Here is a 12816-nt window from a genome sequence, read left to right as displayed (position 1 = left end):
TGGCTAACCTCGAACTAGTTTCAGGTACACGGCGGTCATCTCCAGCCGGACGGCGAGCATCGCCAGCTGTTGTTCCAGACGTCCGGCCGCCGACGACGCATCCGGAACGGCCGCTCCCTCCGGCAGTTCGGGCACGTCCTGGGCGCTGATCACGTCGACGTCGTCCAGGCCCACGGCTCGGGCGACGACGGTTGGCCGCTCCGCGTCGGTGGTCAGCACGAATGTGCGCACCCGCGGTGGAAGCGGACCGTCGATCTGCTCGTCGTGGAAGATCGACCGTTCCCGGTCGGCCGCCGAGGTGTCCCCCATGCCGCCGCGCATCGCCACCAGTGCGTCGGCCAAGCCGACCGCGGCGACCACTCGATGGGCGATGCGCAGCAGAATCGCGGCACAGTGCCGGGCCATCGCGAGCGTCGCCGCGCTGTCACCGGACAGCACGACATCGCGGTCCGACATCTGCTCGGCCAGCGTCTTGGCCGGGTTGGTGAACAGTTCGCGCGCCGCGCTGTTGCGAAGCGCCTCGGCATCGAGTTCGTCGGCCAGCGCCGCGAGGTCGACGTGCATGGCCGGATCGACGACGCTCAGCGTCGCCAGCCCGACGGCGAGGTAGCGCACCAGACCGAATTCGTCGGGCACCCAGACCCGCGGCGCCAGCACCACGGCCCTGCCCGCCGCGACGTCGCGCAACGGGCCTTCGTACGGCGCGGCGACGACCACCCGGGCGCCGCGTCGCACCCCGGTCGCGGCGGCGTTCACCAGCGCGGGATCCCCCGCATCGTCGCCCGCGACGACCAGCACGTCCAACGGACCGATCCACGGCGGCACCTCCGCGGCGACGACGATCGGCGCCGCCACCGACGCGCCGAACGCCGCGGCCAGCACCGATCCCGCGGTCTCGGAGTTCCCGCGACCGGCAACCCAGATCAGGGTGCGGGGCGGGCCGTCCGCCCGTAACGATTCGAGTTCTCCCTCGTCCAGCGCGGCGGCGGTGGCCCGCACTTGGGCACCGGCTGTTGAAGCGGCGCGCAGCAGGCCGTCGCGGTCGGCGCGCAGCAGGCCGTCGACGTCGTCGAGGTTCACCACCGCGGCCGAGGACGGCGGACCCGCAGTCACGTCGCGGCCTCGGATTCGGAGGGAACCTGCGCGCGAACGGTCCTGGAGATCTCGCCGACGATCGCATCGACCTCCTCGGTGCTGCGGGCTTCGACGTTGAGCCGCAGCAGCGGTTCTGTATTCGACATGCGCAGGTTGAACCAAATCCCCTCACCCAGGTCGACCGTGACCCCGTCGAGGTGGTCGATCGAGTGGATCCGGGAGCCGAACGCCTTGAGCACGTCGTCCACACATCGCTCGGCATCGGTGACCGTGAAGTTGATTTCCCCGGATGCCTCGTAGCGCTGGTAGTCGGCCATGAAATCCGATAACGGGCGGTCCTGCTCGCCCAGCGCGGCCAACACGTGCAGCGCGGCCAGCATGCCGGAGTCGGCGCCCCAGAAGTCGCGGAAGTAGTAGTGCGCCGAATGCTCGCCGCCGAAGATCGCACCGGTGTCGGCCATCAGCGCCTTGATATAGGAGTGCCCGACACGGCTGCGCACGGGCGTACCGCCCCGCTCGGTCACCAGCTCGGGCACTGCCCGCGAGGTGATCAGATTGTGAATCACCGTGGCGCCGATCTCCCTACCGAGTTCCCGTGCGGCCACCAGCGCGGTCACCGCCGACGGCGACACCGGATGCCCCTTCTCGTCGACGACGAAACACCGGTCGGCGTCGCCGTCGAAGGCCAGCCCGATGTCGGCGCCGGATTGGACGACGTACTCCTGCAGATCGGCCAGGTTGGCGGGGTCCAGTGGGTTGGCCTCGTGGTTCGGGAAGGTGCCGTCGAGCTCGAAGTACAGCGGCGACAACGTGATCCCGGGGATCGGGCCCAGCACCGCGGGGGCGGTGTGGCCGGCCATCCCGTTGCCCGCGTCGACGGCGACCTTCAGCGGTCGCAACTCCGCCAGGCTCACCAGCGAGCGCAGAAACTCGCCGTATTCGCCCAATACGTCGCGGTCGCTGATGCTGCCGTGCGCACCGTCGTAGCCGGGGACACCGGCGATGACCTCTTCGGCGATGCTCGACAAGCCGGTGTCCTTGCCCACCGGTTTCGCGCCGGCACGGCAGAGCTTGATGCCGTTGTAGGCGGCCGGGTTGTGGCTGGCGGTGAACATCGCGCCGGGGCAGTCCAGCAGACCCGAGGCGAAGTACAGCTGGTCGGTCGAGGCGAGTCCGATCCGCACCACGTCGAGGCCCTGCCCAGTCACGCCGTCGGCGAAGGCCGCTGCCAGCGCCGGCGAACTCGCCCGCATATCGTAACCGATCACCACCTGCGACGCGCCGTCGCGCATGAGGCGGGCGAAGGCACCGCCGACGTCGGCGACGAACCGCTCATCGAGTTCGGATCCGACCAGGCCACGCACGTCATAGGCCTTGATGACGCGATGAACAGCCGCGGCGGGCCGTGACATAGAACTCCTTGTGACGTGGTACTGCTGGCGCCAGCCTAACCGTCCGTGAAGGCGTACACGTGAACTAGTCAGTGGGGTCGGGCAACACCCGCAGATGGCCCCGGCGACGGCCGTTGGACTCCGGACGCCTGGCCGGCGGTGCCATCAGGGAGCCGCCGTGCGCGCCGGTGACCGGATCGGAGAAGCCGGTCGCCACCCCGTTGACCGGCGGAGCGAGGTCGCGGCCCTCGCGGACCGCGTCCGCGAGCGCGACGAGGTCGTCCTCGTCGGGATGAGACGGCAGTGGACCCGCGTGCCGAACCAGTTCCCAGCCGCGCGGCGCGGTGACCCGACCGGCATGCACCACGCACAGGTCCCACGAGTGCGGTTCGGCCACCGTGGCCAGCGGCCCGACCACCGCGGTGGAGTCCGCGTAGACGAATGTCAGCGTCGCGACCGCATAATGCGGGCACCCGGGCCGGCAGCAGCGACGGGGAACGTTCACAGCGGAAGGCTATCGTGGCCGCACGCCGCACGTCGCCGGACACGCGCAGCCCGCCGACGGCCGATCTCGAACCGTTACGATCTTGTTCACCCGCACGAGAGGAGCACCGAGGCGGTGGTCAAGCGGCAATATCTGCGCTCGCGCCGGGGCCGCGACATGCGCGGACCGTTGCTTCCTCCCACGGTGCCGGGTTGGCGCAGTCGCGCCGAGCGGTTCGACATGGCGGTGCTCGAGGCTTACGAGCCGATCGAACGGCGTTGGCAGGACCGGCTGACGGCGCTGGATGTGGCGGTCGACGAGATTCCGCGGATCGCGCCGAAAGATCCCGACAGTGTGCAGTGGCCGCCGGAGGTGATCGCCGACGGGCCGATTGCGCTGGCCCGGCTGATCCCGGCTGGTGTCGATGTTCGGGGTAACGCCACAAGGGCGCGGATTGTGTTGTTCCGCAAGCCGATCGAGCGGCGCGCCAAGGATGTTGTCGAACTCGAAGAGCTGCTGCATGAGATTCTGGTGGCTCAGGTCGCCACGTATCTGGGCGTCGAGCCTTCGGTCATCGACCCGACGATCGACGACGATTGACCGCTGCGGTCAGATGATTCCGCGCTTGAGCCGACGACGCTCGCGTTCGGACAGGCCGCCCCAGATGCCGAAGCGCTCGTCGTGCGCCAGCGCGTACTCCAGGCACGCGTCGCGCACCTCGCAGCCCTGGCAGATTCGCTTGGCTTCGCGCGTCGAGCCACCCTTCTCGGGGAAGAATGCCTCGGGGTCGGTCTGAGCGCACAGCGCGCGCTCCTGCCACAGATCGTCTTCGGGTGTAAGCGCCGGCGCAACGTCGATCGGATCGGGCACCAGACTTAGCTGGGGACGCCGGGGCGTCTCAACAGGTGCCGATCCGGAATTGGCGTGCGGGGCGCTGTCTACTGAGCCGAGGAATCGGTTGTCAAACCGAATCAGACGATCGAAATCGCCGTACTCAAAAGACATCTTCGGCCTCCTCACCTGGTTTCGCTGATCCCCTATAAGCGCCCCACCGGAACGTGGGACCCATTCAATTCGAACAAGTGATCGAATCTCGGTCTGCGGCACCGGAACCGGATGGCCTACCGGGAAATGACACTGGTGTGATTACACACGCGTGAGCTGCCCCGGTCAAGCGTTAGAACAGGAATTCATACCATTCCGTGATCGAAATGCGGCGAGTCGTTACCACGGCGTGTCTGTCACATTCCGCGAATCCCACGGGCCCCCCGAGGATTGAGGCACTCCTGGGCGAACCGAATTCGCTTGGACGGCCTACGCTCGGTCGATGTGAAGGTCACGGTACTCGTCGGCGGCGTCGGTGGCGCACGCTTCCTACTCGGCGTGCAGCACATGCTGGGGCTCGGGCAATTCGCTGTCACGAAAGATGCTGCTGTGACTGATGATTCTACAGTGCATGAACTGACGGCTGTGGTCAACGTCGGTGACGACGCATGGATGTTCGGGGTGCGCATCTGCCCCGACCTCGACACGTGCATGTACACGCTCGGCGGCGGCATAGACCCGGACCGCGGATGGGGACATCGCAACGAAACCTGGCATGCCAAAGAGGAACTCGCGGCTTACGGCGTACAACCGGACTGGTTCGGGCTCGGCGACCGGGATCTCGCGACTCACCTCGTGCGCAGCCAGATGCTGCGCGCCGGCTACCCGCTGTCGCAGGTGACCGAGGCGCTGTGCAAGAGATGGTCGCCGGGCGCGACGCTGCTGCCCGCCAGCGACGACCGCAGTGAAACCCACGTCGTCATCACCGATCCGGGACCCGGTGAGCACGCCGGCGAGAAACGCGCCATCCACTTCCAGGAGTGGTGGGTGCGCTACCGCGCGCAGGTGCCCACGCACAGCTTCGCTTTCGTCGGCGCCGATAAAGCCACGGCGGGGCCCGGCGTCACCGAGGCGATCGAATCCGCCGATGTCGTCATGATCGCGCCGTCCAACCCGGTGGTGAGCATCGGCGCGATCCTCGCCGTGCCGGGTGTCCGCGGCGCGCTGCGGTCGACACCGGCACCGGTCATCGGCTACTCCCCCATCATCGGCGGAAAGCCGTTGCGCGGCATGGCGGACGAATGTCTGTCGGTGATCGGCGTGCCGAGCACCTCGGAGGCCGTCGGCCGGCACTACGGCGCGCGCTCCGGCGTCGGGATCCTCGACGGCTGGCTGGTGCACGAGGACGACCACGCCGAGATAGACGGTGTCGAGGTCCGCTCCGTGCCGCTGTTGATGTCCGACCCCGCGGCGACCGGCGAAATGGTGCGCGCCGGACTGGATTTAGCGGGCGTGAAACCGTGACCGAGCACGGAACGGCCGCTGCCGTCGAACTTCTCCCGGTGCCCGGGTTGCCGGAGTTCCGGCCCGGTGACGACCTCGCCGCGGCGATCGCCGATGCTGCACCGTGGCTGCGCGACGACGACGTCGTGGTGGTGACCAGCAAGGTGCTGTCGAAGTGCGAGGGACGCATCGTCGACGCCCCCGCCGATCCGGAAGAGCGCGATGCCCTGCGCCGCAAGCTCATCGACTCCGAGGCGGTTCGCGTGCTGGCCCGCAAAGGCCGCACACTGATCACCGAGAACAAGATCGGATTGGTTCAGGCCGCCGCAGGAGTCGACGGATCCAACGTCGACTCCGCCGAACTTGCGCTGTTGCCAACCGATCCCGACGCCAGCGCGGCCGCGCTGCGAACCGCTCTGGGTGAGCGCCTCGGTGTGACCGTCGGCGTGGTCGTCACCGACACCATGGGCCGGGCATGGCGCAACGGGCAGATCGACGTGGCCATCGGGGCCGCCGGCCTGACCGTGCTGCACGGGTATGAGGGATCGCTCGACCGGCACGGCAACGAGCTGATCGTCACCGAGATCGCGGTCGCCGACGAGATCGCTGCGGCAGCGGATCTGGTGAAGGGCAAGCTGACCGACATCCCTGTGGCGGTGCTGCGCGGGCTGCCACTGGCAGACGACGGTTCGACGGCGCGCAAGCTGGTCCGGGCGGGCGAGGAGGACTTGTTCTGGCTGGGCACCGAGGAAGCCATCGCGCTGGGCAGGAGTCAGGCCCAGCTGCTGCGCCGGTCGGTGCGCCGGTTCTCCGCTGAGCCCGTAGCCCATGAGCTCGTGGAAGCCGCTGTCGCGGAGGCCCTCACCGCGCCGGCACCGCACCACACGCGGCCGGTGCGGTTCGTGTGGTTGCAGGACCGGGACAGACGGCTGGCGCTACTCGATCGGATGAAAGACAAGTGGCGCGCCGATCTGTCGGCCGATGGCCGCTCCGCCGAGGCCGTCGAACGCCGCGTCGACCGTGGCCGAATACTTTACGACGCACCGGAAGTCGTCATCCCTTTCCTGGTTCCCGACGGTGCGCACAGCTATCCCGACGCCGACCGTACCGCCGCCGAGCACACGATGTTCACCGTCGCGGTCGGCGCGGCGGTGCAGGCGCTGCTGGTGGCGTTGGCCGTGCGCGGTGTCGGCAGCTGCTGGATCGGCTCGACGATATTCGCCCCGCATGTGGTCCGCGACGAGCTCGGGCTGCCCGATGACTGGGAACCGTTGGGCGCAATCGCGATCGGCTATGCGGACGACGGCGCGCCGTCGGGCCCGCGGGCGCCGGTGCGGACCGACGGTCTGCTGGTGCGCAAGTGAGCCTGCACGCGTCGGCGGTCGAGGCGCTTTGCCGTTGGCGGGCACCCGATCCCGCTCAGGACACGCTGCGGCATGCGGTGCTGGCGTTTCTGGCGGCCAGGCCCGATGGATGTCTGCGTGAGTGCGTGCCCGGACACGTCACCGGGTCGGCGCTGGTAGTCGACCACACCGGCACGCATGCTCTTCTCACGCTGCACCCGCGGTTCGGGCGGTGGCTGCAGCTGGGCGGGCACTGCGAGGCCACCGACCCCGACATCGTCGCGGCTGCGTTGAGGGAGGCCACCGAGGAGTCCGGCATCGACGGGCTCACGATCGACCCGACCCTGGCGGCGTTGCATGTTCATCCGGTCGTCTGTTCGCTGGGCGTGCCCACCCGCCACCTCGACATGCAATTCATCGTGCACGCTCCCGCGGGCGCCGAGATCGTCGCGAGCGACGAGTCGTTGGATTTGCGTTGGTGGCCGTTGGACGCGTTACCCCAGGACTGCGACTTCGGCCTCACCCAACTGGCGGCGGCGGCTACACGCTCCCGGTGACTCAGACGTCGGTCGAGAAGCGGACGCCGCCGTCGGGAATCGTGACCCCCGGCCAGACGCGTGCACCGCGCAGCAGTTCGCAGCGCGCGCCGATGTCGGCGCCGTCGCCGATCACCCCGTCGCGGATCAGTGCGCGCGGACCGATGCGCGCGCCGAAGCCGACGATCGAGCGTTCGATCACCGCACCCGCTCCCACGCGCGCGCCGTCGAAGATGACCGCGCCGTCCAGCCTTGCGCCGCCGGCGATTTCGGCGCCGCGGCCGACCACGGTGCCGCCGATCAACAGCGCACCCGGTGCGACGCTGGCGCCGTCGTGCACCAGTTTTTCGCCGCGGTGTCCGCCTAGCGCCGGCGACGGCGCGATGCCGCGGACCAGATCGGCCGATCCCCGCACGAAGTCCTCCGGGGTGCCCATGTCGCGCCAGTACGTGGCGTCGACGTAGCCGCACACCCGAAGCCCGTCGGACAGTAGCCCCGGGAACACCTCGCGTTCCACCGACAGCGCCCGGCCCGTGGGGATGCGCTCGATGACTTCGCGCTTGAACACGTAGCAGCCCGCGTTGATCTGGTCGGTCGGCGGGTCCTGCGTCTTCTCCAGGAACGCGGTGACCATGCCGTCGGAATCGGTCGGCACACAACCGAACGCCCGTGGATCGCCGACGCGCACCAGGTGCAGCGTCAGGTCGGCGCCGTTGCTGTCGTGGTAATCGAGCAGAGCGCGCAGGTCGGCTCCCGACAACACGTCGCCGTTGAAGACCAGCGCGGTGTCGTGGCGCAGCATCGGAGCCACATTCGCGATGCCGCCACCGGTGCCCAGCGGTTCGGTCTCGACGACGTAGTCGATCTGCAGACCGAATTTGGACCCGTCGCCGAACTCCGCCTCGAACACCCCGGCCTTGTACGACGTGCCCAGCACCACGTGTTCGATGCCCGTGTCGGCGATGCGCGACAACAGATGCGTCAAGAACGGCAATCCGGCCGTCGGCAGCATCGGCTTGGGCGCCGACAGGGTCAACGGCCGCAGGCGGGTGCCCAGGCCGCCGACCAGAATGACGGCGTCCACTTGTGCGGGGTTCACGCTAGCGCCGTCCTTTCGCCCGTCTGCGACGTGAATTGCGGACCACCAGACCCGCGCGTGCGGCGAGCGAGCTCCGGATCGTCCACCGCAGCGGACCCTGCCACCACCTGGGATACCGATCCGCCAGAAAAGTGTAGGTGCTCGTGTGATGGGCGGCCAAGTTGCGCGCGGGGTCCCTGCCGGTCGCATGACCCTTGTCGTGCAACACCTCGGCGGAAGGCACGTACACGTTCTGCCAGCCAGCGCGCAGCAGCCGATCACCCAGGTCGACGTCCTCCATGTACATGAAGTAGCGCTCGTCGAACCCGGAGATCTCCTCGAAGGCCGACCGCCGTAGCAACAGGCACGAGCCCGACAGCCAGCCGACCGGACGTTCGCTGGGCTCGTGTCGCTCCTGGCGGTACTCGGCGGTCCACGGATTGGACTTCCAGATCGGCCCGACCACCGCGTGCATGCCCCCGCGCACCAGGCTCGGCTGGTGTCGGGCGGACGGATACACCGAACCGTCGGGGTCGCGGATCAACGGCCCCAGCGACGCGGCGCGCGGCCACCGGGCAGCGGCCTCCAGCAAGATGTCGATGCTGCGTGGGCCCCACTGCACGTCTGGGTTCGCCACCACGAAATAGTCGGAGTAATCCGAATCCTTCAGGTATTCGTCGACGGCGCGGTTGACGGCACTGCCGTAACCGAGATTGCCTCCGGTTCGCAGCAATCGGGCATTGGGATAGCGCTCGAGCGCTTCCTCCGGCGCCCCGTCGGTCGACCCGTTGTCGGCCATGATCACGGTCACCGGCCGGTCGGTCGCATGCGACAGCGAGGCGAGGAACCGGTCGAGATGCGGCCCCGGTGAGTACGTCACCGTGACGACTACCAATTCGTCACTCACGTGACGGCCACCAAATCATCACTCACGTGACGGCCACCAATTCGTCACTCACGTGACACCACCACTTCCGCGCTCACGGCGTAGAGGTTAACGGGCCGTCGGGTCGATCCGCCGCGAGCGCACCTCATCACGCGGTATGCGTGCCTGAGCTGCCAGAACCCACCCGACATGCCGACCGTGCGGGGCATAACGATTGGGGCGGACTTGCAGAAAGACACAGTCACGAGTCTGGCACGCCGACCCGCGCTACCCGGTCTGCGGCTGGGTCGCAAGTAGCCTGGGCTGATGCCCGGTCGAATGCTCCGTGTGATCGCCGTGTCCGCGGCCTTGGCCGTCGTGGTCGGAACGGGCGTCGCCTGGGGCAAGATCCGCTCGTTCGAATCCGGCATCAATCAGATCTCGCCGATCGCGCTCGGCGAAGGCGGCGAAGACGGCGCCATCGACATCCTTCTCGTCGGCATGGACAGTCGGACCGATGCCCACGGCAACCCCCTGTCCGAGGAGGAGCTGGCGACCCTGCGGGCAGGCGACGACGAGGCCACCAACACCGACACGATCATCCTGGTCCGCGTCCCCAACAACGGAAAGTCCGCCACCGCGATCTCGATTCCCCGTGACTCCTACGTCGAGGCACCGGGGATCGGCAAGATGAAGATCAACGGCGTGTACGGCTCCGAGCACTTGGAGAAGATGACCGAGCTCGTCGAGCAGGACGGCATGGACCCGGCGGAGGCCCAGCCGAAGGCGACCGAAGCCGGTCGCGAAGCCCTGATCAAGACGGTGGCCAACCTCACCGGTGTCACCGTCGACCACTACGCCGAGATCGGCCTGCTCGGATTCGCGTTGATCACCGATGCCCTGGGCGGTGTCACCGTGTGTCTGAAAGAAGCCGTGTACGAACCCCTTTCGGGCGCGGACTTTCCGGCGGGCTGGCAGAAGCTCAACGGCCCGCAGGCGTTGAGCTTCGTTCGGCAGCGGCACGACCTGCCGCGCGGCGACCTCGACCGGGTGACACGCCAACAGGCCGTGATGGCGTCGCTGGCGCACGACGTGATCTCCAGCAAGACGCTGTCCAGCCCGTCCACGCTGAACCGGCTGCAGCAGGCCGTCCAACGCTCGGTGGTGCTCTCCGACGGTTGGGATGTCATGGAATTCGCCGACCAGCTGCAGAAGCTCGCCGCGGGCAATGTCGCGTTCGCGACCATCCCGGTCCTGCAGGAGAACGGCTGGAGCGACGACGGAATGCAAAGCGTGGTGCGGGTCGATCCCGACCAGGTGAAGAGTTGGGTCGACGGATTGCTGCACGACCAGGACGAAGGCAAGACCGAGGAACTCGCGTACTCGCCCGACAAGACCACCGTCGACGTGGTCAACGCCACCGACGTCAACGGTCTGGCCGCCGCGGTGTCACAGGTGTTGACCAACAAGGGGTTCACGCCCGGCGCCACCGGCAACCACGAACCGGTGGCCGGCAGCCAGGTGCGCGCGGCCAAGACAGACGACCTTGGCGCGCAAGCGGTCTCGAAAGACCTCGGCGGCCTACCGGTCATCGAGGATCCCTCGGTGGCTCCCGGCTCCGTGCGGGTGGTGCTGGCCGACGACTACACGGGTCCCGGGTCCGGTTTGGACGGCACCGATCCGCTGTTGACGACCGCCGATTCCGTCGCCGTCGGTTCCACCGGTTCGGAGACCGCCCCGCCCCCTTCGCCTATCCTGACCGCCGGGTCGAGCGATCCGAAGTGCGTCAATTAGCGTGACGACGGTCAGCGGGGCGATCCTCGATCCGCTCATGGCGTCAGATCCCGCCGGGCCGCGTATCACCTACTACGACGACGCCACCGGTGAACGCATCGAGCTGTCGACCGCGACGCTCGCGAACTGGGCCGCCAAGACCGCCAACCTGTTACGCGACGAGCTGGGTGCAGGACCGTCGACCCGTGTGGCAGTGCTGCTGCCCGCGCACTGGCAAACCGCCGCGGTGCTGTTCGGCATCTGGTGGATCGGCGCGGAGGTCGTGCTCGGCGGCGATCCCGACATGCACGCCGACATCGCGTTGTGCACCGCGGACCGGTTGGGCGAGGCCGACGCCGCGGTCGGAATGGGCGAGGTTGCGGTGCTGTCGCTGGATCCGTTCGGCAAGCCGGCGGCCGACCTGCCCGTCGGCGTGACCGACTACGCCACCGCCGTGCGGGTGCACGGCGACCAGATCTCACCGGAACCCGTTCCCGGCCCCGCGCTGGACGGCCGCACGGTTGCCGAATTACTCACCGCCGCTCGGGAATCCGCTGCGGCGCAGGGCTTTACCGGAAACGACCGCGTGCTGTCGAGCGGCGGCTGGGATACGGGCGACAAGCTCATCGAGCATCTTCTCGCCGTCTTCGCCGCGGGCGCCTCGCTGGTGCAGGTGGCCAACCCCGACCCCTCCGTGCTGGACCGCCGCAGGGAGATGGAGAAGGTGACCAGGGGCTGATCGGTTACTTCAGCAAGGCGCGCGACATCACCACGCGCTGAATCTGATTGGTGCCCTCGTAGATCTGGGTGATCTTCGCGTCGCGCATGAACCGCTCGACTGGGAAGTCTGTGGTGTAGCCGTAGCCGCCGAACAGTTGCACCGCGTTGGTGGTGACCTCCATGGCGACGTCGGAGGCGAAGCACTTCGAGGCCGACGAGATGAATCCGAGTGCCGGCTCGCCGCGTTCGGCGCGGGCGGCCGCGGTGTAGACCATCAGACGGGCGGCTTCGATCTTCATCGCCATGTCCGCGATCATGAACTGCACCGCCTGGAAGTCGCCGATCGGCTTGCCGAACTGCTTGCGCTCCTTGACATATGCGATCGACGCGTCGAGTGCGCCCTGCGCGATGCCCACGGCCTGCGCGCCGATGGTCGGCCGGGTGTGGTCCAACGTCGCCAGCGCCGTCTTGAAGCCCGTGCCTTCGTCGCCGATGATGCGGTCGGCGGGGATGCGGCAGTCTTCGAAGTACAACTCGGTGGTGGGCGAGCCCTTGATGCCCATCTTCTTCTCCTTGGCGCCGATGGAGAAGCCGGGGTCGTCCTTGTGCACGACGAACGCCGAGATGCCGTTGGCGCCCTTGTCGGGGTCGGTCACCGCCATCACCGTGTACCACGTCGAGTGTCCGCCGTTGGAGATCCAGCACTTGGCGCCGTTGAGCACCCACTCGTCGCCCTCGCGGCGCGCCCGCGTGCGCATCGACGCCGCGTCGCTGCCGGCCTCGCGCTCCGAGAGCGCATACGACGCGACCGCCTCGCCCGCCGCGATCGAGGGCAGCACCTGCTTCTTGAGTTCCTCACTGCCGCGCAGCAGCAGCCCCATGGTGCCCAGCTTGTTGCAGATCGGGATCAACGACGACGACGCGCACACCCGCGCGACCTCTTCGATCACGATGCACGCCGCGACCGAATCACCGCCCTGACCGCCGTACTCCTCGGGGATGTGAATCGCGGCCATCCCGGACGCGGTCAGCGCCGCCAGCGCCTCGTCGGTGTAGCGCGCCTTCTCATCGACGTCGGCGGCGTACGGCGCGATCTCCTTTTCGCAGAGGTCGCGGAGCACCGCGCGCAATTCGTTGTGCTCGTCGGAAAGCCGGAAGGCGTCGAACGACGGGTTCGAGATGGCCATGGGAACTCCTTGCTAC

13 protein-coding genes are annotated in these 12816 nt (G+C 68.2%); 6 read left to right on the top strand and 7 right to left on the bottom strand.

Features of this window, described 5'->3' with window-relative positions; translation table 11 throughout:
• Window positions 1-3: 3 nt before the first annotated feature.
• From AU187_RS23380 to AU187_RS23370, 3 genes are all read right to left on the bottom strand, one after another.
• A complete protein-coding gene (locus AU187_RS23380; RefSeq protein ID WP_059099028.1) occupies window positions 4-1113 on the bottom strand; it encodes a hypothetical protein in 1110 nt (369 codons plus the stop codon).
• The gene (locus tag AU187_RS23375) at window positions 1110-2507 is read right to left on the bottom strand and encodes a phosphomannomutase/phosphoglucomutase (RefSeq protein WP_059099029.1); all 1398 of its coding nucleotides are present in this window, start codon (window positions 2505-2507) and stop codon (window positions 1110-1112) included. Before AU187_RS23375 ends, AU187_RS23380 begins: the two co-directional genes overlap by 4 nt.
• Window positions 2508-2571: 64 nt before the next feature.
• Entirely contained in the window at window positions 2572-2991 is a 420-nt protein-coding gene (locus AU187_RS23370; protein WP_059099030.1) for a DUF3499 domain-containing protein, read from the bottom strand.
• Window positions 2992-3147: 156 nt separating this feature from the next.
• On the opposite strand from AU187_RS23370, the gene AU187_RS23365 reads away from it, so the two are divergent.
• Window positions 3148-3570 (top strand): metallopeptidase family protein, encoded by a 423-nt coding sequence (locus AU187_RS23365; protein ID WP_059099093.1) that lies wholly within the window; start codon window positions 3148-3150, stop codon window positions 3568-3570.
• Between the two features lie 9 nt (window positions 3571-3579).
• Here AU187_RS23365 and AU187_RS23360 read toward each other — a convergent pair whose 3' ends face one another.
• On the bottom strand, window positions 3580-3840 hold the full coding sequence (locus AU187_RS23360; protein WP_231740286.1) for a WhiB family transcriptional regulator: 261 nt from the start codon (window positions 3838-3840) through the stop codon (window positions 3580-3582).
• A 459-nt stretch (window positions 3841-4299) separates the two neighbouring features.
• Here AU187_RS23360 and cofD point away from each other — a divergent pair, with 459 nt between their 5' ends.
• From cofD to AU187_RS23345, 3 genes are read left to right on the top strand one after another with little or no spacing between them, the layout of a single operon-like run.
• Window positions 4300-5319, top strand: coding sequence for a 2-phospho-L-lactate transferase (cofD, locus tag AU187_RS23355; protein WP_059099032.1), 1020 nt, complete (start codon window positions 4300-4302; stop codon window positions 5317-5319).
• Complete coding sequence (locus AU187_RS23350) at window positions 5316-6662, top strand: coenzyme F420-0:L-glutamate ligase (protein WP_059099033.1); 1347 nt, start codon at window positions 5316-5318, stop codon at window positions 6660-6662. The genes cofD and AU187_RS23350 overlap by 4 nt, the downstream gene beginning before the upstream one ends.
• Window positions 6659-7198, top strand: a complete 540-nt coding sequence (locus AU187_RS23345; RefSeq protein WP_059099034.1) for an NUDIX hydrolase — start codon at window positions 6659-6661, stop codon at window positions 7196-7198. The genes AU187_RS23350 and AU187_RS23345 overlap by 4 nt, the downstream gene beginning before the upstream one ends.
• Before the next feature lies 1 nt (window position 7199).
• Here the strand turns inward: AU187_RS23345 and manB are convergent, their stop codons facing one another.
• Both manB and AU187_RS23335 read right to left on the bottom strand, forming a co-directional pair.
• The gene (gene manB / locus AU187_RS23340) at window positions 7200-8276 is read right to left on the bottom strand and encodes a mannose-1-phosphate guanylyltransferase (protein ID WP_172800345.1); all 1077 of its coding nucleotides are present in this window, start codon (window positions 8274-8276) and stop codon (window positions 7200-7202) included.
• A 1-nt stretch (window position 8277) separates the two neighbouring features.
• The gene (locus AU187_RS23335) at window positions 8278-9162 is read right to left on the bottom strand and encodes a glycosyltransferase family 2 protein (protein ID WP_059099035.1); all 885 of its coding nucleotides are present in this window, start codon (window positions 9160-9162) and stop codon (window positions 8278-8280) included.
• A gap of 285 nt (window positions 9163-9447) precedes the next feature.
• Here AU187_RS23335 and AU187_RS23330 point away from each other — a divergent pair, with 285 nt between their 5' ends.
• Complete coding sequence (locus AU187_RS23330) at window positions 9448-10914, top strand: LCP family protein (RefSeq protein WP_059099036.1); 1467 nt, start codon at window positions 9448-9450, stop codon at window positions 10912-10914.
• 1 nt (window position 10915) lies between these two features.
• Window positions 10916-11632 (top strand): TIGR03089 family protein, encoded by a 717-nt coding sequence (locus tag AU187_RS23325; RefSeq protein WP_156442405.1) that lies wholly within the window; start codon window positions 10916-10918, stop codon window positions 11630-11632.
• 4 nt (window positions 11633-11636) lie between these two features.
• On the opposite strand, the gene AU187_RS23320 is transcribed toward AU187_RS23325, so the two are convergent.
• On the bottom strand, window positions 11637-12800 hold the full coding sequence (locus AU187_RS23320; protein ID WP_059167415.1) for an acyl-CoA dehydrogenase: 1164 nt from the start codon (window positions 12798-12800) through the stop codon (window positions 11637-11639).
• Window positions 12801-12816 lie beyond the last annotated feature (16 nt).

The organism is Mycobacterium sp. IS-1556 (assembly GCF_001499985.1).
GTDB lineage: Bacteria > Actinomycetota > Actinomycetes > Mycobacteriales > Mycobacteriaceae > Mycobacterium.
This window is presented reverse-complemented; position numbering and strand designations above follow the sequence as displayed.

Coding starts and splice junctions, on each gene's coding strand:
- AU187_RS23330 (WP_059099036.1), top strand. CDS start 9,448: ATGCCCGGTCGAATGCTCCGTGTGATCGCCGTGTCCGCGGCCTTGGCC.
- AU187_RS23320 (WP_059167415.1), bottom strand. CDS start 12,800: ATGGCCATCTCGAACCCGTCGTTCGACGCCTTCCGGCTTTCCGACGAG.
- AU187_RS23365 (WP_059099093.1), top strand. CDS start 3,148: ATGCGCGGACCGTTGCTTCCTCCCACGGTGCCGGGTTGGCGCAGTCGC.
- AU187_RS23375 (WP_059099029.1), bottom strand. CDS start 2,507: ATGTCACGGCCCGCCGCGGCTGTTCATCGCGTCATCAAGGCCTATGAC.